25 protein-coding genes and 1 tRNA gene are annotated in these 23,616 nt (G+C 71.4%); 6 read left to right on the forward strand and 20 right to left on the reverse strand.

Going from position 1 to position 23,616, the window contains the following annotated elements; genetic code table 11:
- Positions 1-2 precede the first annotated feature (2 nt).
- Complete coding sequence (locus DEW08_RS09855; protein WP_168220333.1) at positions 3-848, reverse strand: universal stress protein; 846 nt, start codon at positions 846-848, stop codon at positions 3-5.
- 244 nt (positions 849-1,092) lie between these two features.
- Here DEW08_RS09855 and DEW08_RS09860 point away from each other — a divergent pair, with 244 nt between their 5' ends.
- From DEW08_RS09860 to DEW08_RS09870, 3 genes are all read left to right on the forward strand, one after another.
- Positions 1,093-1,284, forward strand: coding sequence for a helix-turn-helix domain-containing protein (locus DEW08_RS09860; protein ID WP_109326654.1), 192 nt, complete (start codon positions 1,093-1,095; stop codon positions 1,282-1,284).
- A 52-nt stretch (positions 1,285-1,336) separates the two neighbouring features.
- The gene (locus DEW08_RS09865) at positions 1,337-4,093 is read left to right on the forward strand and encodes a cation-transporting P-type ATPase (protein WP_109326657.1); all 2,757 of its coding nucleotides are present in this window, start codon (positions 1,337-1,339) and stop codon (positions 4,091-4,093) included.
- 65 nt (positions 4,094-4,158) lie between these two features.
- Complete coding sequence (locus tag DEW08_RS09870) at positions 4,159-5,871, forward strand: cation:proton antiporter (protein ID WP_245986551.1); 1,713 nt, start codon at positions 4,159-4,161, stop codon at positions 5,869-5,871.
- Between the two features lie 261 nt (positions 5,872-6,132).
- On the opposite strand, the gene DEW08_RS09875 is transcribed toward DEW08_RS09870, so the two are convergent.
- On the reverse strand, positions 6,133-6,537 hold the full coding sequence (locus DEW08_RS09875) for a hypothetical protein (protein ID WP_181449442.1): 405 nt from the start codon (positions 6,535-6,537) through the stop codon (positions 6,133-6,135).
- A complete protein-coding gene (locus DEW08_RS09880; RefSeq protein WP_109326658.1) occupies positions 6,534-6,785 on the reverse strand; it encodes a hypothetical protein in 252 nt (83 codons plus the stop codon). The genes DEW08_RS09875 and DEW08_RS09880 overlap by 4 nt, the downstream gene beginning before the upstream one ends.
- A 158-nt stretch (positions 6,786-6,943) precedes the next feature.
- Between DEW08_RS09880 and DEW08_RS09885 the strand changes: the two genes are divergently transcribed.
- Positions 6,944-8,173 carry a metallochaperone AztD gene (locus DEW08_RS09885; protein WP_146214672.1) on the forward strand — a complete coding sequence of 410 codons (1,230 nt, stop codon included), beginning with the start codon at positions 6,944-6,946 and terminating at the stop codon, positions 8,171-8,173.
- Positions 8,174-8,700: 527 nt separating this feature from the next.
- Here DEW08_RS09885 and DEW08_RS09890 read toward each other — a convergent pair.
- The 7 genes from DEW08_RS09890 to cysE all read right to left on the reverse strand — a co-directional run bounded on the left by DEW08_RS09890 (position 8,701) and on the right by cysE (position 13,657).
- A tRNA-Met gene (locus DEW08_RS09890) sits at positions 8,701-8,775 on the reverse strand.
- Positions 8,776-8,879: 104 nt separating this feature from the next.
- Positions 8,880-10,004 (reverse strand): tRNA 2-thiouridine(34) synthase MnmA, encoded by a 1,125-nt coding sequence (gene mnmA / locus DEW08_RS09895; RefSeq protein ID WP_109326660.1) that lies wholly within the window; start codon positions 10,002-10,004, stop codon positions 8,880-8,882.
- A 67-nt stretch (positions 10,005-10,071) separates the two neighbouring features.
- Entirely contained in the window at positions 10,072-10,401 is a 330-nt protein-coding gene (locus tag DEW08_RS09900; protein ID WP_109326661.1) for a ferredoxin family 2Fe-2S iron-sulfur cluster binding protein, read from the reverse strand.
- A 73-nt stretch (positions 10,402-10,474) separates the two neighbouring features.
- Positions 10,475-11,149, reverse strand: a complete 675-nt coding sequence (locus DEW08_RS09905) for a molecular chaperone DnaJ (RefSeq protein WP_109326662.1) — start codon at positions 11,147-11,149, stop codon at positions 10,475-10,477.
- Between the two features lie 112 nt (positions 11,150-11,261).
- A complete protein-coding gene (locus DEW08_RS09910; protein ID WP_109326663.1) occupies positions 11,262-12,365 on the reverse strand; it encodes a cysteine desulfurase family protein in 1,104 nt (367 codons plus the stop codon).
- Between the two features lie 29 nt (positions 12,366-12,394).
- The gene (locus tag DEW08_RS09915) at positions 12,395-12,874 is read right to left on the reverse strand and encodes an Rrf2 family transcriptional regulator (RefSeq protein WP_109326666.1); all 480 of its coding nucleotides are present in this window, start codon (positions 12,872-12,874) and stop codon (positions 12,395-12,397) included.
- A 66-nt stretch (positions 12,875-12,940) separates the two neighbouring features.
- Positions 12,941-13,657 carry a serine O-acetyltransferase gene (gene cysE, locus DEW08_RS09920; protein ID WP_109326669.1) on the reverse strand — a complete coding sequence of 239 codons (717 nt, stop codon included), beginning with the start codon at positions 13,655-13,657 and terminating at the stop codon, positions 12,941-12,943.
- A 297-nt stretch (positions 13,658-13,954) separates the two neighbouring features.
- On the opposite strand from cysE, the gene DEW08_RS09925 reads away from it, so the two are divergent.
- Positions 13,955-14,617, forward strand: coding sequence for an alpha/beta hydrolase (locus DEW08_RS09925; RefSeq protein WP_109326670.1), 663 nt, complete (start codon positions 13,955-13,957; stop codon positions 14,615-14,617).
- 76 nt (positions 14,618-14,693) lie between these two features.
- Here the strand turns inward: DEW08_RS09925 and DEW08_RS09930 are convergent, their stop codons facing one another.
- The 10 genes from DEW08_RS09930 to DEW08_RS09975 form a co-directional block, all read right to left on the reverse strand.
- Positions 14,694-15,101 carry a DUF2155 domain-containing protein gene (locus tag DEW08_RS09930; protein ID WP_245986552.1) on the reverse strand — a complete coding sequence of 136 codons (408 nt, stop codon included), beginning with the start codon at positions 15,099-15,101 and terminating at the stop codon, positions 14,694-14,696.
- A gap of 70 nt (positions 15,102-15,171) precedes the next feature.
- Positions 15,172-15,615 carry a hypothetical protein gene (locus DEW08_RS31530; RefSeq protein WP_109326671.1) on the reverse strand — a complete coding sequence of 148 codons (444 nt, stop codon included), beginning with the start codon at positions 15,613-15,615 and terminating at the stop codon, positions 15,172-15,174.
- 93 nt (positions 15,616-15,708) lie between these two features.
- Positions 15,709-16,464: a class I SAM-dependent methyltransferase gene (locus tag DEW08_RS09940; RefSeq protein ID WP_245986553.1), complete on the reverse strand. Its 756-nt coding sequence runs from the start codon at positions 16,462-16,464 to the stop codon at positions 15,709-15,711.
- Between the two features lie 101 nt (positions 16,465-16,565).
- A complete protein-coding gene (gene mlaD / locus DEW08_RS09945; protein ID WP_109326672.1) occupies positions 16,566-17,057 on the reverse strand; it encodes an outer membrane lipid asymmetry maintenance protein MlaD in 492 nt (163 codons plus the stop codon).
- Positions 17,058-17,086: 29 nt separating this feature from the next.
- Positions 17,087-17,479 carry an NADH:ubiquinone oxidoreductase subunit NDUFA12 gene (locus DEW08_RS09950; protein ID WP_109326673.1) on the reverse strand — a complete coding sequence of 131 codons (393 nt, stop codon included), beginning with the start codon at positions 17,477-17,479 and terminating at the stop codon, positions 17,087-17,089.
- Between the two features lie 172 nt (positions 17,480-17,651).
- Positions 17,652-18,305, reverse strand: a complete 654-nt coding sequence (locus DEW08_RS09955; protein ID WP_109326683.1) for a LysE family translocator — start codon at positions 18,303-18,305, stop codon at positions 17,652-17,654.
- 27 nt (positions 18,306-18,332) lie between these two features.
- Entirely contained in the window at positions 18,333-19,229 is an 897-nt protein-coding gene (locus tag DEW08_RS09960; RefSeq protein ID WP_109326688.1) for an LpxL/LpxP family acyltransferase, read from the reverse strand.
- Positions 19,213-20,220 (reverse strand): tetraacyldisaccharide 4'-kinase, encoded by a 1,008-nt coding sequence (gene lpxK, locus DEW08_RS09965; RefSeq protein WP_109329715.1) that lies wholly within the window; start codon positions 20,218-20,220, stop codon positions 19,213-19,215. The genes DEW08_RS09960 and lpxK overlap by 17 nt, the downstream gene beginning before the upstream one ends.
- A 16-nt stretch (positions 20,221-20,236) precedes the next feature.
- Entirely contained in the window at positions 20,237-21,520 is a 1,284-nt protein-coding gene (locus tag DEW08_RS09970; protein WP_109326689.1) for a 3-deoxy-D-manno-octulosonic acid transferase, read from the reverse strand.
- Positions 21,521-21,633: 113 nt separating this feature from the next.
- Positions 21,634-22,551, reverse strand: a complete 918-nt coding sequence (locus DEW08_RS09975) for a DMT family transporter (RefSeq protein WP_109326703.1) — start codon at positions 22,549-22,551, stop codon at positions 21,634-21,636.
- Between the two features lie 175 nt (positions 22,552-22,726).
- Here DEW08_RS09975 and DEW08_RS09980 point away from each other — a divergent pair, with 175 nt between their 5' ends.
- Entirely contained in the window at positions 22,727-23,608 is an 882-nt protein-coding gene (locus tag DEW08_RS09980; RefSeq protein ID WP_109326704.1) for a helix-turn-helix domain-containing protein, read from the forward strand.
- Positions 23,609-23,616: the final 8 nt, after the last annotated feature.

Genomic DNA, 23,616 nt, shown 5'->3' on the forward strand with positions numbered 1-23,616 from the left:
CCTCAGGCGCCGGAAGCGCCGCGGACCGCGACGATGTCGCAGGGGGGATCCCGCAGCAGGCTTTCCGCGATGCTGCCGAAGATGGCGTGCGCCAGTCCCGACCGGCCGCTGGTCCCGATGGCCAGAAGATCGACGCGGTGGGTCTCGCATTCCTGCCGCAGCGTCCCGACGATCTCGCCCCGGCAGACCAGACGGCGCAACGCCACTCCCTCCGCCTGTTCCGGCTCCAGCGAGCGCATGACGGCGCCGACGGCGGATTCGAGCTTCCGGTCGCACTGCTCACGCAGATCGCGCTGGGTATCCGCACCGGTCAGGAAGCCCTGATAGGGCGCGTGGAAGACGTGCATGACGTCCACCTCCCCGGGCCGGAACCGGAACGCCAGGCGCAACGCCGCCTCGGACAGGCCGGAGAAGTCGAAGCCGACCGCCACGCGGCGGTAGGGGGCCAGCGCCGGCTCCTTCACCAGCAGCACCGGGTGCCGGGATTCCCGCAGCACGTTCCACGCGGTGGAGCCCTGGAAGGTATCGTCGTCCGGCGCCACCCGGTGGGCACCCAGAACGATGAGATCGGCGGCGCACCGGCCGGCCGCGCGCAGGATGTCGGAGTCCGCCTCGCCGACGGTCACCGAGACCGTCGCGTCCTGTCCCGGTCCGCGCGCCGCCAGATAGGCCGCGATGGCTTCCTTCGCCTCGTCCTCCCGGCGCTCGATCGCCGCCTGGGCGAGCCTGTCGTCGACGACGTGCAGGACGGTGATGCGGGCATCCTGCTCCCGCGCCAACGCCAGGGCGCGATCCAGCGCCCGGTCGGACCGCGCCGAGAGGTCGGTTGCGATGAGAATGCTTTTCATGGCCCGTCTCCCCGTTCTGGTGGAAGCGACGTCCGTTCTCCGGTCTTGCGGCCCGGTCTCATGACCCGGCCCGGCGGCCGGGGCCGCCCGTCGTCCGGGACCGCTCCCCGGCATGGACGCTCTCCCGATAGGAGGCCAGCTTCCGGTTCCGCCGGCTTTGATCTGCATCAAATCGGCATCCGGTGGCCTGTGGCAGGATTACTCATCACAAACCCTGACAAACCCAGACAAACCGGCATCGCCCATGCTCAGCAAACCCCTGATGACGGTCCACGAGGTCGCTGAGGTTCTGAAGGTGTCCGAGGACACGGTGCGCGAGTGGATCCATGCCAAATCGCTGCGAGCCATCAAGTTCGGCCGGGAATGGCGGGTGGCGGTGCGCGACCTGGAAAGCTTCCTGAACGCGCATGCCAACCGCGACCCGACGACCGGCTGACGACCGGGACGGTTCCGGCACCAAGATCCAAACCAATGCGGGAGATCCCGACATGGTTCTCGACGAACGCACGAAGGCCGGACCAGGTCCGGACGGCGCAGGCACGGCGGCGGTTTCCGACATCCCCGCCTGGCATGTCCTGACGGTTCGGGAGGCCGAAACCCTGCTCGGAGCCCGGCCCGAGGGACTGACCCCGGCGGAGGCGCAGGAACGCCTGCTGCGGTTCGGTCCCAACAGTCTGCCTCCACCCAAGACCCGCGGACCGCTGCTGCGCTTCCTGTCGCAGTTCAACAATCTGCTGATCCAGGTCCTGCTGGTCGCGGCGGCGATCACGGCCCTGCTGGGCCACTGGACCGATGCGGCGGTGATCCTGGCGGTGTGCGTGCTCAACGCCGTGGTCGGCTTCGTCCAGGAGGGCAAGGCCGAGCAGGCGCTCGGCGCCATCCGCCACATGCTGTCGGCCAGCGCCGCCGTGCTGCGCGACGGTCACCGCGTCGCGGTTCCGGCCGAGGAGCTGGTGCCCGGCGATCTCGTCCTGCTGGAGGCGGGGGACAAGGTGCCGGCCGATCTGCGGCTGGTCTGGACCAAGAACCTGCATATCCAGGAAGCCGCGCTGACCGGCGAATCGGTCCCGGTGGACAAGGCCTCCGATCCGGTCGCCGCCGACGCCCCGCTGGGGGACCGCCGGCCGATGGCGTTCTCCGGAACGCTGGTCACCCACGGGCAGGGACGCGGCATCGTCGTCGCCACCGGGTCCACGACCGAGATCGGACGGATCAGCGGCATGATGGCCCGGCTGGAGGGGATCGAGACCCCGCTGCTGCGCCAGATGGCGCGGTTCGCCCGCACCCTGACCTCGGTCATCCTGGCCATCGCGGCGCTGGTCTTCGGCTTCGGCGTGCTGGTGCATGGCTACAGCGCCACCGAGCTGTTCATGGCCGTGGTCAGCCTGGCGGTCGCCGCCATTCCCGAAGGGCTGCCGGCGATCCTCACCATCACGCTGGCGATCGGCGTGCAGCGCATGGCGCGCCGCAACGCCATCATCCGCCGCCTGCCGGCGGTGGAGACGCTGGGCTCCGTCTCGATCATCTGCACCGACAAGACCGGGACCCTGACCCGCAACGAGATGACCGTGCGCTCGGTGATCGCCGGAGGGCAGGGCTTCGGGATCGGCGGCGTCGGCTACGAGCCGCAAGGCGGCGTCACGCTGGACGGGCGGGAGCGGCTGCCCGACGACCATCCCGTCCTGGTCGAGCTGGCGCGGGCCGGCGCGTTGTGCAACGACGCCGCCCTGCGCGAGACGGAGTCCGGCTGGACCGTCGAAGGCGACCCGATGGAGGGGGCTCTGCTGGTGCTGGCCCGCAAGGCCGGGATCGACACCGGCGAGGAAGCCCGCCGCCTGCCCCGCACCGACCTGATCCCCTTCGAATCCGAACACCGCTTCATGGCGACGCTGCACCACGACCATGAGAACCGGGGGATCGTCTATGTGAAGGGAGCGCCCGAGCGCATCCTGGCGATGTGCAGGGCCGAGCGTGGGCCGGACGGCGGCGACCGCCCGCTCGACGCCGCAGCCTGGCAGGCCGGCATCGAGGCGCTGGCGGCCCAGGGGCAGCGCGTGCTGGCCTTCGCCGCGAAGGCGGCGGCATCGGATCACCGCGAGCTGTGCTTCTCGGACGTGGAGAGCGGTCTGGTCCTGCTCGGGCTGGTCGGCATGATCGACCCGCCGCGGGTGGAGGCGGTGGAGGCGGTGAGCGCCTGCCGCGGCGCCGGGATCCGGGTCAAGATGATCACCGGCGACCATGCGGTGACCGCCCGCGCCATCGCCGGCCAGCTCGGGCTGGAGAACGCGTCGGCCGCCCTGACCGGGCCCGAGATCGAGGCGCTGAGCGACGAGGAGCTGGTCCGGCGCGCCCCGGACATCGACGTCTTCGCGCGCGCCAGCCCGGAGCACAAGCTGCGTCTGGTCCAGGCGCTCCAGGCGCGGGGGCACATCGTCGCGATGACCGGCGACGGGGTGAACGACGCGCCGGCGCTGAAGCGCGCCGACGTCGGCGTCGCCATGGGCCAGAAGGGAACCGAAGCGGCCAAGGAGGTCGCCGAGATGGTGCTGGCCGACGACAACTTCGCCTCGATCGCGCGGGCGGTGCGCGAGGGGCGGACCGTCTACGACAACCTGAAGAAGGCCATCGTCTTCCTGCTGCCGATCAACGGCGGCGAGTCGATGAGCATCATCATCGCCATCATGGCCGGTCTGACGCTGCCGATCACGCCGCTGCAGATCCTGTGGGTGAACATGGTCAGCTCGATCGGACTGGCGCTGGCGCTCGCCTTCGAGCCTTCGGAACGCGACGTGATGAGCCGGCCGCCGCGCCCGGCAGGCGAGGCTCTGCTGTCCCGCTTCCTGGTCTGGCGGATCGCCTTCGTCTCGATGCTGATGACGGCGGGCATCTTCGGCCTGTTCAAATGGTCGGTCTGGCACGGCGCGGACGTCGAGACGGCGCGCACGGTCGCGGTCAACACGCTGGTGGTGATGGAGGTGTTCTACCTGTTCAGCGTGCGTTACCTGCGGACGGCATCGCTGACCTTCCAGGGCATTCTGGGAACCCGGCCGGTGCTGGTCGCGGTGGCGGTGGTGACCGGCCTGCAACTGGTCTTCACCTACGCCCCCTTCATGGCAGCCCTCTTCGACACCCGCCCGCTGGGCGTGGCCGAGGGTCTTCCGGTGCTTGCCGCCGGCGTCCTGCTGTTCGCGGTGCTGGAGATCGAGAAGCTGATCCTGCGCCGGCTGGGCGCCCAGTCCAACTGAAACCGAACGGGGTGCCGCCCCTGCGGGCGGCATTCCCAACCAACGGTCTGCCGGGAGGGAAAGCGGTGGAGTTCCTGCATCAGTCGATCTTCTACGAGATGGCCGCCCTGCTGGCCCTGGCCTCGCTGGTCGGGGTGCTGGGGCTGCTGCTGCGCCAGCCGCTGATCGTCAGCTTCATCGCGGTCGGCATCGTCGCCGGGCCGGACGTGCTGGGTCTGGTGCAGTCCACCGAGCATATCGAGCTGCTGGCCGAGATCGGCATCGCCGTCCTGCTGTTCCTGGTCGGGCTGAAGCTCGACGTGCAGCTGGTGCGCACGCTCGGCGCGGTGGCCCTGGCGACCGGACTGGGTCAGGTCGCCTTCACCTCGATCGTCGGCTTCTTCATCTGCCTGGCGCTCGGCCTCGACATGGTGACCAGCGCCTATGTCGCGGTGGCGCTGACCTTCTCCAGCACGATCATCATCGTCAAGCTGCTGTCGGACAAGCGGGAGATCGACAGCCTGCACGGACGCATCGCGCTGGGCTTCCTGATCGTCCAGGACATCGCGGTGGTCCTGGCGATGGTGGTGCTGTCCGCCTATGGCGTCGGCACCGGACACGGCCCGTCCGGCTTCGGGATCGCCGGGGTGATCGCCGGGGGCGTCCTGCTGCTGGTCTCGGTCGCGCTGTTCATCCGCTACGGGGCCGAACCGCTGCTGGCGCGCATCGCCACCATGCCGGAACTGATGGTGACCTTCGCCATCGCCTGGGCGGTTCTGCTGGCGTCGGTCAGCGACTGGCTGGGGTTCGGGAAGGAGCTGGGCGGCCTGCTCGGCGGCGTGTCGCTCGCCTCCACCAGCTTCCGCGAGGCGATCGCCTCGCGCCTCTCCAGCCTGCGGGATTTCCTGCTGCTGTTCTTCTTCATCGGCCTCGGCTCGCGGCTGGATCTCGGCATGCTGGGCGAGCAGCTTGGCGAGTCCTTCGTCCTGGCGCTGTTCGTGCTGATCGGCAATCCGCTGATCGTGCTCGCCATCATGGGCTACATGGGCTATCGCAAGCGCACCGGATTCCTGGCCGGGCTGACGGTGGCGCAGATCAGCGAGTTCTCGCTCATCTTCATGGCGATGGGACTGTCGCTGGGGCATGTCCGCCCGGAAGCGATGGGGCTGGTCACGCTGGTCGGGCTGGTGACCATCACCCTGTCCACCTACATGATCGTCTATTCCCAGACGCTCTATGCCCTGGTCGAGCCGCTGCTGGCGCCGTTCGAGCGTGCCGTTCCGTACCGGGAGGAATCGGCGGGCGCCGGAGAGGTCGCCGGAAGCTACGACGTGATCCTGTTCGGTCTCGGCCGCTACGGGCGGGAGATCGCCAAGGGGCTGACCGCCCAGGGCATGTCGGTGCTCGGCGTCGATTTCGATCCGGAGGCGATGGACCGCTGGCGCAAGCGCGGCCATCCCGGCCTGTACGGCGATGTCGGCGATCCGGAATTCCTGAGCAGCCTGCCGCTGCGCCACAGCCGGTGGGTGGTGGTGGCGATCCCCGCCCATCCCCAGATGGTGACCCACCACGATGTCCGGCTCTCGCTCCTGCATGCGCTGCGGGAGATGGGGTTCGCGGGCAGGGTGGTGCTGACCAGCACCGACAGTCCGGATACCCGCCATCTGCTGCATGCCGGTGCCGATCTGGTGATCAGCCCGTTCAAGGACGCAGCCTCGCGCGCGGTCGAACGCATCGTCGAGGCGGGCGCCTCCGGTCGGCCGACGCATGCCCTGGCCGGAGCGGCCGGCAAACCGTAGGTCGGACGGCCGCCGGCCCACGCGGCGGGGAACGGCCTTGACGGACGCGGGCGACCGTTCGCCAGCCGGGCGGTCCGCCGTCGAACCGCTTCCCCGTCGGGCCCGGCGGCGGCGTTCCGCCTGCTCTCCCCGGACGGGGCCAAGGGCCTGCTCGACGAGGGCTGCGGTGCCACCGCCTATCACCGCCGCCTGATGACGAGGTGGCCCGGACCGCCGGCGTGACGCCGACGGACCGGGAGCGCGAGGTGCTTCTCGTCCGCCTCACCCGCCCGACCTGCCGCCGCCCGACCGGCATGGTGGACGATCCGGCGACGGGGCCGCGCTTCCGACGGCGGTCTCGCGGGTGTTGATCCGAGCCGACCTCCGCCGGGCGGGGCGGCGGGCGCGGGCGCGCTCCGCCACCAGCTCCTTCAGGCCGCGCGGAATGCGCGTCCGGTCGGCCCAACGAACCATGAGGCCGGCCGCGCGGCATTCGGCAGCCATTTCCCGGCCGTTCTCGTACCGGTGCTGGTCCAGCAGAGGCCAGCCGTCCAGCCTGCGGTAATCGAACGGACGGCCGTCGACATAGTCCCGGAACCCCTCGAAGAACCGGGGATGCAGCAGCACCGGCCTGGCCTCGCGCCAGGACCGCGCCCCGAAGAAGCGGTTGTTGGTGATTCCACTCATTGAAGCGCCCCCTGCGGGACGCGGGGCGTGACGAGAACGGTGCGGCCAAGCTCGCCGAGGAGCGCGGCGGTCGCCGCGGGGCCCTCCAGGGCGGTCAGGCGGTCCACCGCCTCGATCATCATCGCCCAGGCGACGATGCGCTCCGGCAGACCTTCCTCCCCTCCGTCCGTCCACACGGCCCGCACCAGTTGGAGCGCCGGCCCAAGCGCATCTGGAACGCCGTCGGAGTCTATGACCTTGGTCATCATTCACTCGCAGGGGTTTGTCGGTATCATATGTAACGTTATAACATAGCATCTACTGGATGCAGCAGTCTTCCTGCAACCAGGACGGACGCCCGGCTTGCCCGGCGTCCCTGCACCGCACCGAAAGGCGAAGTTCGATGACGAGGTGGGATATGAACGGCTTGCCATTCCTGGCGACACTGCTGCTGCTTGGTGTTGCGGCCGGTGGTCTCGCGGCCGGTCCGGCACGGGCCGAGGACAGCAGGCATGCGCAGACGCGTGACGGGAGCGCGTCGCATTACCGGCTGTTCGTCGGCGATCATGCGGAAGGAATCGTGCGGGCCATCGACCTTCGGACCGGGTCCAACGTGGGAACGTTCAGGATCGACCGGACGCCGGCACTGACCCGCAGCCTGAGCGGACGCACGGTCTTCGCCGTCCAGGGAGACGCCGGCAACGTGTCCGTGATCGATACCGGCGTCACGGTCGAGGATCACGGCGACCATGCCGACCTGAAGATCCAGGACGCCAGACTGCTGCCGACGGTGATCACCGGGACCGCGCCCGCGCACATCGTGGAGGGATCCGGGGTCGTTGCGCTCTTCGACGACGGCACGGGCGAGGTCGCCCTGTTCCGGGAAAGCGAGCTTTCGCAGCCATCCTTCGCCGCGCGCAGGCTGAGGCCGACCGGCGCCCATCATGGCCTCGCCGCCCCGATGGGCAGTCATCTGGTCGTCTCGGTGCCGTCCGACGCAGCCGACAAGCCGCGCCCGGGTCTCATGGTCGTCGACGAGCAGGGCCATCAGGTCGGCGCCATGACGAGCTGTCCCGGTGTGCACGGGCAGGCCCAGTCGGGCGGGATGTTCGCCTTCGGCTGCAGGGACGGCATCGTCCTCGCCCGCCCGGCCACCGGGCTGAAGCCGCCGACGCTGCAGCACCTCCCGACCGCAGGGCTTGGCGACGGCTATGTCTCCACCCTGAAGGGCGGTTCGGCGATGCAGTTCTTTCTCGGCAATTTCGGACCGAACGCCGTCGTCATCATCGAGCCCGACACGCCTCGGCCCTTCCGCCGGATCGACCTGCCGGCACGCCGGGTGGATTTCGTCCTCGATCCGTCGAAGGCCGAGCGCGCCTACATCCTGACCGAGGACGGCAAGCTGCACGTCCTCGACATCCTGACCGGTGCCATCGAGCGGAGTGCCCAAATCACCGGCCCCTATTCGATGGATGGTCACTGGCGTGCCCCGCGCCCGAGGCTTGCCGTCGCGGGTGACGATGTGGCGGTGACCGATCCGCTCAAGGGGGTGGTGCGGCTGGTATCGGCCGCGACGCTGGAAGAGCGGCGTACGATCAAGGTGGAGGGCATTCCCTACACCATCGTGGCGGTCGGCGGTTCCGGGGCCGACCACTGAGGATCCGGTCCCGTCGCGCGTCGAACCGGGAACCACACCCTCCCGATCGGAGCGGTCGTCCCGCCATCCATGGATCAGGGGCTGGGCCGGGCGCCCAAGCTGCGTGGCCAGGCCCTGACGGAAGCGACCTGGACGCAGGCCAGGTGGTGGGCATCACGTCTGTCGGAACGGGTTGCCGCGCGACGGAACCGCTTCAGCTTTCCGACCGGTCGCTCGACGAGTTTCGCCGCCGATAAACCTTGCGGTCGAAGTCCGGATTTCCCGGCTGGCCGGGTCGCCCGGGAATGATCGGCACGATGCGCTTGCGGTGACACGTCGAGCCGCCCCGCGCCCCGGCGGCATGGGCGCGGGCTTGGATCACACTGCTGTCGAACAGGTGCGCATCCCAGCCCGTTCACCGAGCCGGGGCAACTCCAATCGGAACCCGGCGGGAGGTCTCCGGCCGCGTGCTCGCCGGCACCCCCGAAGACCGCGTCGGCCGGAAAGCAAAAAGCCAGCCAACCCATTGGATTGACTGGCTTTCTTGATGGTAGCAGCGGAGGGATTTGAACCCCCGACCAAGGGATTATGATTCCCCTGCTCTACCACTGAGCTACGCTGCCATCGGGTCCGGCGTTTCCGCCGGGGCCGTCTCTATAGGATAGGGGGCGGTTCGCAGTCAAGCACTTCTTCGAAAAATTTTTCATAGACGGAAAGCGCCGTCTTTTCAGGCAGTTGCCGCGGCAATCCAGCCGCCGCCCAGCACCCGGTCGCCCTGGTAGACGACGCAGGCTTGGCCGGGCGCCACGCCGTGCTGCGGCTCGCGAAGCTCCACCCGCGCCGTGCCGCCGGGGCCGGGGTACCAGGTCGCCGGGGCGGCGGGCTGGGCGGAGCGCAGCTTGACCGCCACCTCCAGCGACTCTCCTTCGGAAAGGTCAGGACCCAGCCAGTTGACGTCACGGATGGCGACGCTGCTGCGCGCCAGCGCCCGGCGCGGGCCGACGATCACCCGGCGCTGGGCAGGCTCCAGGCGCACGACGTAGAGCGCCTCCTCCTCCGCGCCGCGGATGCCGCCGATGCCCAGCCCCTTGCGCTGGCCGATGGTGTAGTGGACGACGCCGCGGTGGCGGCCCAGAACGCGGCCGTCGACGTGGACGATGTCGCCGGGCTCGACCGAGCCGGGGCGTAGCGACGCCACCACCGCGGCATAGTCGCCGTCGGGGACGAAGCAGATATCCTGGCTGTCGGGCTTGGCCGCCACCTCCAGCCCGTAGCGACCGGCCAGCGCCCGCGTCTCCGGCTTGGTCAGGCCGCCCAGCGGGAAGCGCAGGAAGTCGAGCTGCTCGCGCGTCGTGGCGAACAGGAAATAGCTCTGGTCCTTGGCGGGATCGACCGCACGGTGCAGCTCGGCCCCGCCGCGGCCGGCCAGCCGGCGCACATAGTGGCCGGTCGCCAGCGCCTCCGCCCCCAGTTCGCGCGCGGTGTTCAGCAGGTCGCGGAACTTGACCTTCTGGTTGCAGCGCACGCAGGGGATCGGCGTCTCGCCGCGCAGATAGCTGTCGGCGAAATCATCCATCACGTCGCGGGTGAAGCGCCCCTCGTAATCCAGCACATAGTGCGGGATGCCGATGCGGTCGGAGACCCGGCGGGCGTCGTAGATGTCCTGGCCGGCACAGCAGGCGCCCGCCTTCTGCACCGCCATGCCGTGGTCGTAGAGCTGCAGCGTGATGCCGACGACGTCATAGCCCTCCTCCCGCAGCAGGGCGGCGGTGACGGAGGAATCGACCCCGCCCGACATGGCGACGACCACGCGGGTATCCTGGGGGCGCTTGGGAAGTCCGAGGGAGTTCATGGCGCCCTATATGGGCGGCGGCGGGGGCCGGGCAAGCGCTGTCCGCCCGCCGGCCCCGGTCCGCGCCTTACTTCATGGCGTTGTTGCTGCCGCCGGGCAGGCGGACGGCCAGGCCGTCCAGCTCTTCCTTCATGATGATCTGGCAGCCGAGACGCGAGGTCTTGGTCAGGCCGAAGGCGAGGTCGAGCATGTCCTCCTCGTCCTCCTCGGCCTCCTGCAGCACGTCGAACCATTCCGGCTCCACGATGACGTGGCAGGTGGAGCAGGCCAGTGAGCCCTCGCAAGCGCCTTCCAGGTCGATGCCGTGCTTGTGCGCGATCTCCAGGACGGAGAGGCCGAGCGGGGCGTCCACCTCGCGGCGGGTGCCATCGGGCTCGATGAAGGTCATCTTGGGCATGAACGGAAACCTCTGTGGTCGGTCGTTGAGACAGGTGAGTGGGATACGGGTGAGGGGGAACCGGGCGAGGCGATCACGGCCCGCGCGGCGCCAGCGCGGCGCGGCGGTCCCGCGCCTCCTGGGCGAGCGCTTCGAGCTGTTCCAGGCGGGCGAGGATGCGCAAGGCCCCCTCCGACCTCGCGGGATCGGCCTGGGCGTTGCGCAGCGCCGGGGCGAGATACTTGATGCAGGCCTCGATCCGCTGGGTCACCGCGTTGCCCAGCCGGTCGACCGCCACGGCATCCTCGGCGGCCGCGGCCGCGGCGAGCTGCTCGGCGAGGTCGGCGACCTCCTCGTCCGGCGTCTCCGGCGGCGGCAGGGGAGAGACGTCCATCAGGGCGAGCAGCGCGCGGGCACGGCGCACCGGGTCGCGCAGCGTCTCGAACGCCTCCTCCAGCGCGTCGGCCTGGGCGCGGGCGTTGGCCTGTTGGCGGGCGCCGCGGGCAGCGAAGCGCTCGGGGTCGAGCGCACGGCTGAAGCCGGCGAACTGGCGCCCCACCTGTTCGAGGTCGAGGTCGAAGCGCCGCTCCAGCCCCAGCCGGGTGAAGGGGTCGAGCGCGCGGGGCGGCAGGACGGCCCCGCAGGCATGGCAGAACAGCGCACGCGCCGCCACCGACCGGCCGCACAGCCAGCACGGCTCCAGATCGCCGTCGATGGTGCCGGCGATGCCCCGCTTGCCGGGAGGAAGGCCGGAATCGGAAGTGGTCATGGTCGCTGTCCGTCGAGCCGCCTTGGCCGTTGCCGCTTCGGCGGGGATCCGGGCGGGTCATACCGGACACCGGGCGCCGACGCAACGGCCGAAATATGACGCCCCTGTCCCGTCATGCGGCGCGGGCACGCCGCGCCATGGCGATCCAGGCCTCCAGGAAGCGGTCGACCGCCGCCTCGTCGCTGTCCCAGCCCAGGCTGACACGGATGGCGGAGGAGGCGGTGGAGGCATCCTCGCCCATCGCCGACAGGACGTGGGAGGGCTTCACCTTGCCGCTGGAGCAGGCGGAACCGGCGCTGACCGCCACGCCTGCGAGATCCAGCGCCATCACCTGCGTCTCTCCCGACAGGCCCGGCAGCACGAGGCAGCTCGTGTTGGCGACGCGCGGCAGGGTGGCGCCCATCACCCGGGCCTGCGGGGCGGCGGCCAGCGCCTCGCGTTCCAGCCGGTCGCGCAGGGCGGCGAGATCGCCGGCCAGCGGCAACTCGTCGCGGGCCGCGCGGGCCGCGGCGCCGAAGCCGACGATGCCCAGCAGGTTCTCGGTCCCGGCCCGCCGCCGCCGCTCCTGTCCGCCGCCGCGGATCAGCGCCTCCGGCTCCAGACCCTCGGCCACCAGCAGGGCGCCGACGCCGGCCGGTCCGCCGAGCTTGTGGGCGGACAGAGTCAGCAGGTCGGCGCCGAGCGCGCCGAGCTCGACCGGCAGACGCCCCGCCGCCTGCACCGCGTCGCAGTGGAGCAGCGCGCCGCGGGCGTGGGCGAGGCGGGCGGCCTCCGCCACCGGCTGGATCACCCCCGTCTCGTTGTTGGCGAGCATCAGGGAGACCAGCGCCGGCCCGGCCCCGTCGGCGAGCAGGCGGTCGAGCGCCTCCAGGTCGACGGCGCCGGCGCGCGTCACCGGAATGCGCAGCGCATCGGGCTCGGCGGCCAGCACCGAGTCATGCTCGATGGCCGAGACGAGGATGCGGCGGCCGGGGAAGCCGCGCAGTGCCAGGTTGTTGGCCTCGGTCCCGCTGCCGGTGAACAGGACCTGCGCCGGCTTCGCCCCGACCAGGGCGGCGACCGTGGCGCGCGCCTCCTCCACCGCCCGGCGCGCCGCGCGGCCATGGGCGTGGACGGAGGACGGGTTGCCGGCGATCTCCATCGCCTGGAGCATCGCCGCCTTCACCGCCGGCTTCAGCGGAGCCGAGGCGTTGTGGTCGAGATAGACGCGGGTCATGGCGGCAGCGGCCGGGCGGGCGCGAGGGGTCACTCGGCGGCGACCGCCGCTCCCTCCGGCGAGGCGGGGGCGCGCAGCGTCAGGCCGCTGGTGCCGATGATCCGCCGCTCCACCACGTCGGCCACGGTGACCGAGCTGAGATACATGTGGATCTGGTTGCCCAGCTCCTCCCACAGGTCGTGGGTCAGGCAGCGCGAGCGGTTGGTGCGGCAGCCCTGCGGCGTGCCGTTGGCGCAGCGGGTCGTGCGGATCGGCTCGTCCACCGCCAGGATGATGTCTGAGATGCGCGTGGCGTCCGAGGCGTGGGCCAGCAGATAGCCGCCGCCGGGGCCGCGCACGCTCTTGACCAGGCCACCCTTGCGCAGCTTGGCGAAGAGCTGCTCCAGGTAGGAGAGCGAGATCTCCTGCCGCTCGGCGATGTCGGCCAGGGCGACCGGGCTGCCCTTGCTGGTGGCGGCGAGGTCGACCATCGCCATGACGGCATAGCGCCCCTTGGTGCTCAGTCTCATCGCGTGTCTCCTACCTTGATAAGCGGTTCCGCCTGATGCGGGATATCGTGAAACTGTCCGGCCGGATCAACAGCGCGGGGCCGCGGCGCCGTCGGCCAGAACCTTCTCGCCGGCCGGCGCGGCCGGGGCATGCCCGGTCTCCAGCTCCTCCACCCGGCGGCGCAGGGCGGTCACCTCGTCCAGCAGGCCGGTCAGCGCGCGGGCGACCGGGTCCGGCAGGTCGCCGCAGGGCGTGCCGTAGGGGAGGAAGCGGCCCGTGTCGGTCCTGTCGCGCGGCGTCACCGGCTTGGCGGGAATGCCGACCACGGCGGTCGCCGCGGGCACGTCGGCCACCACGACGGCGTTGGCGCCGACGCGCGCGCCGTCGCCGACGGTGATGGCGCCCAGCACCTTGGCCCCGGCCCCGACGATCACGCCGTTGCCGAGAGTCGGGTGGCGCTTGCCCTGGTTCAGCGAGGTGCCGCCCAGCGTGACGCCATGGTAGAGCATCACGTCGTCGCCGATCTCCGCCGTCTCGCCGATCACCACGCCCATGCCGTGGTCGATGAAGAAGCGGCGGCCGACGGTGGCGCCGGGGTGGATCTCGATGCCGGTGAGGAAGCGCGAGGCCTGGGAGACGGCGCGGGCCGCCAGCGTCCAGCCGCGGGTCCAGCAGGCATGGGCAAGGCGGTGCAGCAGGATCGCGTGCAGGCCGGGATAGCACAGGGCCACCTCCAGCCGGGACCGCGCCGCCGGGTCGCGGGCCATGATCCCATCGATCTCTTCGCGAAGAAGCTTGAACACGCTGTCACCCGCCGTGATATAGTCCGCCCTCTTGCCGGGAGAGCGATCTTTCGCAAGAAAACTCGGACCCACGCCCGGCGGGTCATCCGGTTCATCCGGTGGCCGTATGCCGGGGTGTCTTGCGGGTTGCCCCGATGGACCTGTGGACGCATATAAGATGACCAAGCAAAACGGTCAAGAATTGTATGCGCCGCTCCTGGTCCGCGACGGGCATCCTCTTGCGTGCAGCGGGGTTGCTACCTGCCGGCTCCGCGGAGGAACCGCCAAACCTTTGTTCGCGTCAGGATCGTCGCTCCCATGCCTGAAGTGATCATCAATGGACCGGCCGGTCGCCTGGAAGGTCGCTACACCCACGGCACGACGCCGAACGCGCCGGTGGCGCTGCTGTTGCACCCGCACCCGCAGCACAACGGGACGATGAACAACAAGGTGGTCTTCACCCTGTTCCAGTCCTTCACCAAGCGCGGCTACTCGGCGCTGCGCTTCAACTTCCGCGGCGTGGGCCGCAGCCAGGGCACCTACGACAAGGGGGAGGGGGAGCTGGCGGACGCCGCGGCGGCGCTCGACTGGCTGCAGACCTACAACCCGAACGCCCCGGTCTGCTGGATCGCCGGCGTGTCGTTCGGCGCCTGGATCGGCATGCAGCTTCTGATGCGCCGGCCGGAGATCGACGGCTTCGTCGCGGTGTCGCCGCCGGCCAACCTGTTCGACTTCTCGTTCCTGGCGCCCTGTCCGTCGTCCGGCCTGATCATCAACGGCGAGCGGGACGAGCTGGTGCCCCAGGCCGCGGTGACCAAGCTGGTGACCAAGCTGTCGCACCAGAAGGACATCCGCATCGACCACCGCGTCGTTCCGGGGGCGAACCACTTCTTCGCCAACCGGACCGACGACCTCGCCACGCAGGTGGACGAGTATCTGGACCGGGCGCTCGGCAACCCGATCGCCGAGGTGGCGGAGTAAGGGCGCCGGACGGCGCCCCCTCCCCGGGTCACGTCATTTCGGTTCGCCGGCCGTCCTTACCCGCCGCCGGCACCGGTCACTGTTCGGCGCAGCCCAGCACCCACACGTCGTAGATCGCGTGTTCCATCGCCGACAGGGCGGGGCTGGAGGCGAACATCCAGCCGCTGAAGACGGGTTCGGCCTGCTCCCCCGGCTTGATCTCCACCACCTCGAGGAAGGCTGCGGATTCCGGCGGCTCGATCGGCGGGTTCTCCCGGCAGGCGCGCAGCGTGATGCGCAGGCTGCCTAGCGCCCTGGTCTCCCCCACCTTGATCGTGAAGGTGGAGGTGCGGGCGGTGATCTTGTCGAGGCCCTGCAGCTTCGCGGCGGGGCGGTTGATCATCTCGTCGGGCGTCGCGGCGAAGGCGGGCGACAGCCCGGTCGGCAGGAACAGAAGCGCGGCCGCCAGGGCCGCGCTCCGCAATTGGAACATCATCAGGTCCATCGCTTCCGTTGTTTCGGACGGCGCGGTTAAGGCTCCGCCTTACTAGCCCGGAAACGGGGTGCCGTCCACTCTACTGGGCGACGCCGTCCGCAGCGGCGCCATGCGCCGGCGCGGTGTTGTAACCGCCGCCCGTGGTCCCAGCGGTGGTGCCGGTCGTCGTTCCGGTCGTATCGGTCGCCGCGGTGCCGGTCGAGCCGCTGCCCGATCCATCGGTGGTGGTCGTGGTGGTCGTGGTCGTGGTGCCGGCCGGTCCGGTGGTCGTCGTGCGCTTCGTCGCGGTGTGCCTGCGCGGGGAGGACTCGCCGCCGATGCCGCCGTCCTTCTCCACCTTGTCGGTCACCGCGCCGGCGCCCGCACCCGCGCCGGCACCGACCACGGCACCGACCGGGCCGCCGACCAGCGCGCCGGCCGCCGCGCCGCCGAGCATGCCCGACCCGGCCTTCTCCTCCACAGTGTTGCCACAGGCGCTGACCATCAACCCAAGGCCGAGAGCGGCCAGGACATGCGCGCGCATCGTCTTCCTCCTGCAATCATCGACGCGATTTGCGGGAGAAACGCAGGCGGGGCCGTGGAGGTTCCGGTCCTCCCCCGTTCGGAGGAGGGGCGGTCAGGCGGCCTTCACGGCGGCGAAGCGCAACCGCACATAGTCGGCGGTCCACCGCCCGCCGGCGTCGCGCAGGTCCGGGGCGGCGGCCTCCATCACCTCGGCCAGCAGGGCGGGGCGGTCGGCCTCGGGAACGCGGTTGAGGAAGCTCTGCGCGAAGGTGCCGAGCCAGCCGGCCATGTCGGTCGGCAGCGGGGTCGGCCGCGGGATCAGGGCGATGCTGGTCACCGTGAAGCCGTGCGCGGCGAGGCGGGCGCCGTATTCCTCCGTGGTCGGGAAATACCAGGGGTTGGCCGCCTTGCCGTCCAGCCCGCGGCGGCCCAGCGCGTCCTCCAGCGCCGCGACGATGCGCTGCACGTTGCCGGCGCCGCCGAACTCGCCGACGAAGCGTCCGCCCGGCTTCAGCGCGCGGGCGACACCGGCGATCACCGCATCCGGCCGGGTCATCCAATGCAGGGCGGCGTTCGAGAAGACCGCGTCGAACTCCTCCCGGAAGGGCAGGGCGTGGCCGTCGGCCAGACGGGCATCCAGCCCGCGCGCCGTGGCGGCGGCGACGAAGTCGGGGCTCGAATCGACGCCGACGACGCTGCAGCCTGCGGTGACCAGCCGTTCCGTCAGCGTGCCCTCGCCACAGCCGAGGTCGAGGATGCGTTCCCCCGGCCGCGGGGCGAGAAGCTCCACCACCGGCATCCCGAGTTCCGGCACGAAGCCGGCATGCTGCTTGTAGCCCTGTGCTTCCCAGCGGGTTCCGGTCGTCACGGCGGTTGTCCTCCTGGTGGTGGCTGGTGCCGGAATGCGAACGGGGGCCGGCGGGGCGTCATGCCCCGCGGCCCCCGCGTCCGATGGCAACTGCGTCGCCCTTACAGCTTCGGCGGCTGGCCGCCCTGCTGCTGGTCGCCGCCCTTGCTCATGTTCTGCAGCGAGAAGATGACCTGGCCGAGGAGCTGCTCGATGCCCGGCGTGCTCTGGGTGTATTCGATCCGGCCGTTCGGCGCGATGGTGTCGGGATCGCCGCCCGGCTCCAGCGACAGATACTTGCCGCCCAGCAGGCTTTCCGAGGCGATGACCGCCGCGGTGTCGCGCGGCAGCTTGATGGTGGGGTCGACCGACAGGTGGACGACCGCCTGATAGCTCTTCGGGTCGAGCGTCAGCCCGACGACCGTGCCGACCTTCACGCCGCTGATCCGCACGTCGGACCCGCTCTGCAGGCCGGAGATGCTGGAGAAGTTGGCGGTCAGCGCATAGCCCTGCACCTTGCGCAGGTCCGCACTGGTGTAGGCGAAGGCCAGGAAGAAGGCGGCGACGACGAGCACGACGCCGCCCATCACGGTTTCGATCACATTCCGGCGCATTGGATGTTCCTATCGGGCGTCCGGGCGGCTCACGCCGGCGTCCACGGCTCGTAATCGCCGGTCGCCGACACGCGCTTGCCGCCGGCGAGCTGGTGCCCGGGCGGACGGTAGGCCTGGGTCGAACCGGACATGTTGGGCTGATGCTCCTTCACCCACGGCTTGTGGAAGGGGCTGGAGCCCTCGGGAATCGGGTCCTTGGTGATGTAGTGCAGCCAGGCGTGCCATTCCGGCGGGATCTTGGAGGCGTCCGGCTCCCCGGCATAGATCACCCAGCGGCGCTCGCGCAGGTGCGTCTTGCCGTTCTTGTCGCGGTAATAGACGTTGCCGAAGCGGTCGGTGCCGACCTTGACGCCGCGGCGCCACGTCACGAACCGGATGTGGATGTTCGCCAGTCGGGTGAACAGGGAGACTTTCTCGCTCATCGTCGCTCGCGGATACGGGGGACGGCGGCGCCCGGCAAGGGGCGGCCCGTCATCCATCGGGTGGGCCGGTCGAATGCGGGCGGCACTATGACACCGCCCATGCGGTACGTCCACAGGCAGCAACGCGCTTTTTGCCGCTGCGTCAGGCGACGGGCGGTCGGGCGATGCGGCGTCAGGCGATGCGCCGCTCGGTCAGCAGCAGCCGGACGGCGAAACCCAGGAACAGGATGCCCGCCATGCCGTCGAGCACCACGCGGACCCGCGGGCTGGCGAGAATCCGCCGGGCCGCGCCGGCGCTGAGCGCCGCGATGGCGGTCATGTAGAGGCCGCCGAGGCTGCCGAGGATGCCGCCGAGGATGAAGGTCTGCAGCCCGACATGGCCGAGCGCGGGCGCCACGAACTGCGGCACGAAGGCCAGGTAGAACAGGATGACCTTCGGGTTCAGCAGGTTGGTCAGCAGGGCCTGGAGGAAGACGGTCCGGCTGCGCGCCGGTGCCGCGGACGGCAGGGCATCCGGCCCCGCACGGCGAGTCGCCCAGGCGGCCTTGAGCGAGCGCAGACCGATCCAGGCGAGATAGGCGCCGCCGGCATAGCGCAGCGCGTCGAACAGGGCCGGCGAGGCGGCGATCAGCGCGGTGATCCCGGCGGCGGCGAAGGAGGCGTGGAGCAGGTTGCCGGCCGTGATGCCGGCGGTCGCCACCAGGCCGCCCCGCCGCCCGTCGGAGATGCTGCGCGACAGGACCAGCAGCGAATCCGGTCCCGGCGCGAGCACCAGGACGATCGCGGCGACGAGATAGAGTTGCAGCAGATGCGGGTCGAGCGGCATGGATGGACCTCCTTCGGCCGGGGCCGGTCAATCGGGCCAGCGGCGGTGCAGCCACAGCCATTGCTCCGGCCGGTCGCGCACCCATTCCTCCAACAGGCGGTTCAGGGTTTCCATCAGCAGCCGGGCGTCGGCGTTGCGGTCGCCGCCGGCCGGATAGGCCACCGGCGGCAGGACGGTGACGCGGAAGCGGGCGCCCTCCAGCCGTTCGGTCCGCGCCGGGCAGAGCGGCACGTCGAACTTCATGCCGAGTTGGGCGGCGGCCGGGGCGGTCATGGCGTCGCGGCCGAAGAAGGGGACGGGGATGCCGTCGTTCATCTTCTGGTCGATCAGCATGCCGACATGGCCGCGCCGGGCCAGCACCTTCAGCAGGGCGCGGGCGCCGTCCGGCCCCTTGGGGATGTGGGTGCCGGTGGCGGCGCCGCGCAGCCGCACCAGCATCTCCCCCACCTTGGGGTTGTTGGGCGCGCGGTAGACCAGCGCCAGCTCCATCCCCAGCTTGCGGGAGACGACCGACTGCACCTCCCAGTTGGCGAGGTGGCCGGAGACCATGATGCCGCCCTTGCCGTCGTCGCGCATCGCCCGGACATGCTCGAGGCCGACGACCTCGCAGCGGCTCTCGCCGATCTCGTCGAGGTGGGGGTACTCGGCGATGGTGCGGCCGAGATTGTCCCACATGCCGCGGATGATGCGGTCGATCTCCTCCCGGCTCTTCTCGGGGAAGGCGCGGGTCAGGTTGCGCCGCGCGGTGCGGGTGCCGGGCAGCCAGGGGCCGAGCGTCCGGCCGATCCGGCCGCCCAGCGCCGAGGCGCGGTCGAGCGGCAGGGCGGCGAACAGCCGGCAGGCGGCCCCCACCAGCGCGGCCTCCACCGGGTGGGCGATATGGCGGGTCAGCCACTTCTGGAGCGGGCTACGCGGCTTCGCCATGCGGTCCTCCGGCCGGCGGCAGCCGGTCGAGCAGTCGGTTGAGGGCGGACGGATCCTGCCAGGCGACGCCGACCCGGACGACGGTGAGCTGGTCGCGCAGGTCGGGCGGCAGGCGCACCGCGTCCTTGGCGGTCGTCACCAGCAGGGCACCCAGCCCGGCGGCACGGTCGAGCAGGGTGACGACCTCGTCGCGGGCATAGGGATGGTGGTCGGCGAAGCCGGTCCGCTCCACCACATGGGCGCCGATCTCCTCCAGCGTCGCGAAGAACTTGGCCGGCCGGCCGATCCCGGCGAAGGCGAGCACCCGCCGCCCGGCGAGGGCGCGGCTCTCCGCGTCCGGTTCCAGCCGGGCGTGCAGCACCGGCAGCCCGGGGGCGTGCCGGCCGGCATCGTCGGTGACGCCGGCGCGGTCCTCGCCCATCACCACCAGCGCGTCGGCGCGCCGCAGGCCGCGCGACACCGGCTCGCGCAGCGGGCCGGCCGGGACGATGTGGCCGTTGCCGAACCCGACGGCGCCGTCCACCACCACCAGGGAGAGGTCCTTGGCAAGGCCGGGATTCTGGAAGCCGTCGTCCATGACGATCGCGCCGGCCCCGGCGGCGGCGGCCATCTTTGCGCCGGCCACCCGGTCGCGGGCGACCCAGCAGGGGAAGCGGCCGGCGAGCAGCAGCGCCTCGTCCCCCACCGCCTGCGCGTCGTGGTGGTCGGGGTCGACCCGCAGGGGGCCGCGCTCGTGGCCGCCATGGCCGCGGATCAGCGTGTGGACGGCGAGGCCGCGCGCCGCCAGCGCGGCGGCGACGGCCAGCGTGACGGGGGTCTTGCCGGCGCCGCCGGCCACCAGGTTGCCGACGCAGACGACGGGAATGCCCACGCGCCGGGGCCGGCCGGTGGCGAGGCGATGGCGGACGGCAAGGCCATAGACCAGCCCCAGCGGCGCCAGGGCCCAGGCGGCGGGACCGGCCGGGCGGTACCAGAAATCGGGCGTCCTCACCGCGACGGCCCCCTCCTCACGCCGCGGTCCGGATGCCGGCGGCATCCAGGACGGGGGCAAGCTGGCCGAGCGCCCGGTCGATGATCCGCCGGTTCTCCTCGGTCACCCGGGCGGCGGCGGCGGTGACGCGGCTCCTCGCCGTCTCGTCGGTCAGCAGGCGCTGCACCGTCTCGGCCAACGCCGCCCCGTCCGCCACCGGCAGGGCGCCGCCCGCCTCCTCCAGCATCCCGGTGATCTCGCCGAAGTTCCACATGTGCGGGCCGTAGAGCACCGCGCAGCCGAGCAGGGCCGGCTCAACCGGGTTCTGCCCGCCGTGCGGCACGAGGGAGCCGCCCATGCACACCACCGGGACGGTCCGGTAGAACAGGCCGAGCTCGCCCATGGTATCCGCGACATAGACCGCGTCGGCCGGGCCGGGCAGGGCGCCGGCCGAGCGCTGCGCCACGGCAAGCCCGCGGTCGCGCATCAGCCCGGCGAGTGCCGTCCCGCGGTGGGCGTGGCGCGGCACGATGACCGTCAGCAGTCCGGGCAGGCGCGGGGCCAGCGCCTCATGCACCGCGGCGGCGATCTCCTCCTCCCCCGGATGGGAGCTGGCGAGCAGCCAGACCGGCCGGCCGGCGAGGGCGCGGCCCAGCGCCTCCATCGGTTCGGCGGCGGCGGGCGGCGGCTCGGCGGAGAATTTCAGGTTGCCGACGCTGGTGACGCCGGAGGCCCCCAGCCGGCGCAGCCGGTCGGCGTCGCCCTCCGTCTGGGCCAGCGTGACCTGGAAGGTGGCGAGCAGGGCGGAGACGAAGCCGGACAGCCGCCGCCAGCGCCCGAAGGAACGCTCCGACATGCGGGCGTTGACCAGCGCGGCGGGGATGCGGCGCGACCGCACGGCGGCCAGCAGGTTCGGCCAGATCTCCGACTCCGTCCACAGCACCGCGTCGGGGCGCCAGTGGTCGAGGAAGCGGTTCACCGCCCCCGGCAGGTCGACCGGCACATACTGGTGGATCGCGCGGTCGGGCAGGCGGCGGCCCATCAGCTCGGCCGAAGTGACGGTGCCGGTGGTCATCAGCACCGTCAGGTCGGGGAAGGTGGCGAGCAGCCGGTCGATCAGCACCAGCATGGAATTGGCCTCGCCCACGCTGGCGGCGTGGATCCAGACCAGCCGGCCGGGAGGACGCGGGCGCGAGGCCATGCCGAAGCGCTCCGCCTGGCGGGCGGAGTCCTCCTTGCCGGCGGCGCGGCGTCGGTCGAGGTAAAGACGTACCGCCGGCCCGGCGATGGTCGTCAGGCCGCGGTAAAGGGCAAGCAGCATTCGGTGCGACACATGGGCAACTGGACTGGTGCGGCCGGCCCCTCCGCGAAGGGGCCCGACCGCCCGACGGCCGGCACCTTAGCATGCCGCCGTTGCCGGAGCGAAGGGGAAGCTCAGGCCGTCCGGCGCAGGAATGCCGGTGACCGGCGCAGCCGCGGCAAGACGCCGCTGCGGGTGAAGATGACGAGGTTGCCGGCCAGCACCAGCGGCAGCCCGGCCGCCGCCCAGATCGTCCAGTGATAGCCTTCCAGCAGGGTGGAGACGGCGAGCGCGATCACCGGGAACAGCACCGTCGCATAGGCCGCCCGGTCGGCCCCGACCCGCGCCACCAGCGACAGGTAGGCGAAGAAGCCGACGACCGAGCCGATCACCGCCAGATAGGCGAGGCTCAGCAGGTAGCGCGGCGTCGGCTCGATCGCCGGCGGCAGGCCGCGCAGCCCGATCCACAGGCCGAGCAGCGCCGCGCCCCAGCTCATGCCGCGGACGATGGCGTTCGGCAGGTCGGTACCGTCGGCCGTCGCCCTGGTCGAGACGAAGTTGCCGACCGAGAAGACGTAGGTGCCGCAGAAGGCCAGCGCGATGCCGATGGCGGTGTCGCGCCCGCCCTGCACCTCCAGGACGGACTCGCCGAACAGCAGCGCGATGCCGGCGATGCCGAGCGCCGACCCGGCGAGGGTGCGCGGCGATGGCCTCCGGGCGAGGAAGATCCACTGGTTGACGGCGTTGAAGACGGTTGCGAAGGTGAAGACCAGCGAGACGATGCCACTGGCGACGTAGCGGGAGCCGCCGTAGATCAGCACGAAGTTCAGCCCGAACAGGCAGACGCCCATCGCGGCGAACCAGAGATGCCGGCGCCACGCCACCCGCCGCAGCCGGCCGGTCAGCGCCAGCCCGGCCCACAGCACCGCCGCGGCCAGCAGGAAGCGCCAGAAGATCGAGACCTCGGTCGGGACGACGCCGAACTGGAGCTTGATCGCGTACCAGGTGAAGCCCCAGGCGAAGACGACGGCGGCGAACAGCAATGCGGTCATGGCGGTCGGATTCCTTTCTTCGACGGACAGGATCTGCCATGGCCGGGGCCGGACGGTCTGTCAGCGCCTTGCGCATTTGGCGGGGGCGGTCTTGTCAGCTTCTTGCTGCAAAGAACGGCCGAACCCGTTCCCGCCCTTGCGCGCGGCGGGCCGCCGGGTGTCTGCTGGGGACACCATGCAGAGCTTCGACGGCTATACCATCCACGACGTGCTGAGCCGCGCCGGCGTCCCGCTGCGCAGCGGGGCGGCGCTCGGCGACGGGGTGGCGGTCGCCCTGTGGGAGCGGGACGAGACGGCCGACACCCGCTACGAGGCGCCGAACCACCACACGCTCAGCCTCTATCTCGACGGCGGCACCGGCATTGCCCGGCGCGACGGCCGCCGCGTGCTGCGCGGCGGCGGGCCGGGCAGCCTGTGCGTGATGCCGCAGGGCGTCACCACCGACTGGGACGTCAGCGGCCCGGTGCGGATGCTGCACCTCTACGTCCCGCGCAAGGCCTTCGAGCGGGCGGTGGTGGAGGGGCTGGACGCCGATCCGGCCGCCGTCACGCTGCGCGACGACACCTATGTCCAGGATGCGCTGGTCGAGGGGATGATCCGCGGCGCGCTGCTGCCGCTGCGCTGGGAGGAGCCGGCCGACCGGGTGGCGGCCAGCCATGCCGCCCGCATGCTGGTCGCCTGCCTCGCCACCCGCTTCACCAACCGGGCCGCGCCGGCGGCCTTCGCCCGCGGCGGCCTCGCCCCGGCGGCGGTCCGCCGGGTGCGCGAGTTCGTCGAGACGCGGCTGGAGAGCCCGCTGACCATCGACGATCTCGCCGCCGTCGCCGGGCTCAGCCCCTACCACTTCGCCCGCGCCTTCAAGCGGGCGACGGGGGAGGCGCCGCACGGCTATGTGCTGGGCCGGCGGGTCGAGCGGGCCAAGGCGATGATCGCCGCCGGCCGGCCGCTGGCCGAGGTCGCCGCCGCCACCGGCTTCAGCAGCCAGAGCCACCTGACCGCCCGCTTCCGCGAGCGGGTGGGGGTCACGCCGCTCGCCTACGCGAAAGCCCTTCTCTAGGGCCGGTC

Origin of the sequence: Azospirillum thermophilum (assembly GCF_003130795.1) — a bacterium.
Classification (GTDB): Bacteria; Pseudomonadota; Alphaproteobacteria; order Azospirillales; family Azospirillaceae; genus Azospirillum; species Azospirillum thermophilum.

Bases quoted from the DNA above. Each gene is read 5' to 3' on its own strand.
- DEW08_RS09950 (WP_109326673.1), bottom strand. From the start codon at position 17,479: ATGAGCGAGAAAGTCTCCCTGTTCACCCGACTGGCGAACATCCACATC.
- DEW08_RS09900 (WP_109326661.1), bottom strand. From the start codon at position 10,401: ATGCCCAAGATGACCTTCATCGAGCCCGATGGCACCCGCCGCGAGGTG.
- DEW08_RS09905 (WP_109326662.1), bottom strand. From the start codon at position 11,149: ATGACCACTTCCGATTCCGGCCTTCCTCCCGGCAAGCGGGGCATCGCC.
- DEW08_RS09910 (WP_109326663.1), bottom strand. From the start codon at position 12,365: ATGACCCGCGTCTATCTCGACCACAACGCCTCGGCTCCGCTGAAGCCG.
- DEW08_RS09975 (WP_109326703.1), bottom strand. From the start codon at position 22,551: ATGACCGCATTGCTGTTCGCCGCCGTCGTCTTCGCCTGGGGCTTCACC.
- DEW08_RS09855 (WP_168220333.1), bottom strand. From the start codon at position 848: ATGAAAAGCATTCTCATCGCAACCGACCTCTCGGCGCGGTCCGACCGG.
- DEW08_RS09865 (WP_109326657.1), top strand. From the start codon at position 1,337: ATGGTTCTCGACGAACGCACGAAGGCCGGACCAGGTCCGGACGGCGCA.
- DEW08_RS09925 (WP_109326670.1), top strand. From the start codon at position 13,955: ATGCCTGAAGTGATCATCAATGGACCGGCCGGTCGCCTGGAAGGTCGC.
- DEW08_RS09970 (WP_109326689.1), bottom strand. From the start codon at position 21,520: ATGCTGCTTGCCCTTTACCGCGGCCTGACGACCATCGCCGGGCCGGCG.
- DEW08_RS09875 (WP_181449442.1), bottom strand. From the start codon at position 6,537: ATGAGTGGAATCACCAACAACCGCTTCTTCGGGGCGCGGTCCTGGCGC.
- DEW08_RS31530 (WP_109326671.1), bottom strand. From the start codon at position 15,615: ATGCGCGCGCATGTCCTGGCCGCTCTCGGCCTTGGGTTGATGGTCAGC.
- DEW08_RS09880 (WP_109326658.1), bottom strand. From the start codon at position 6,785: ATGATGACCAAGGTCATAGACTCCGACGGCGTTCCAGATGCGCTTGGG.
- DEW08_RS09860 (WP_109326654.1), top strand. From the start codon at position 1,093: ATGCTCAGCAAACCCCTGATGACGGTCCACGAGGTCGCTGAGGTTCTG.
- DEW08_RS09955 (WP_109326683.1), bottom strand. From the start codon at position 18,305: ATGCCGCTCGACCCGCATCTGCTGCAACTCTATCTCGTCGCCGCGATC.
- DEW08_RS09930 (WP_245986552.1), bottom strand. From the start codon at position 15,101: ATGGACCTGATGATGTTCCAATTGCGGAGCGCGGCCCTGGCGGCCGCG.
- DEW08_RS09960 (WP_109326688.1), bottom strand. From the start codon at position 19,229: ATGGCGAAGCCGCGTAGCCCGCTCCAGAAGTGGCTGACCCGCCATATC.
- mnmA (WP_109326660.1), bottom strand. From the start codon at position 10,004: ATGAACTCCCTCGGACTTCCCAAGCGCCCCCAGGATACCCGCGTGGTC.
- DEW08_RS09980 (WP_109326704.1), top strand. From the start codon at position 22,727: ATGCAGAGCTTCGACGGCTATACCATCCACGACGTGCTGAGCCGCGCC.
- DEW08_RS09915 (WP_109326666.1), bottom strand. From the start codon at position 12,874: ATGAGACTGAGCACCAAGGGGCGCTATGCCGTCATGGCGATGGTCGAC.
- mlaD (WP_109326672.1), bottom strand. From the start codon at position 17,057: ATGCGCCGGAATGTGATCGAAACCGTGATGGGCGGCGTCGTGCTCGTC.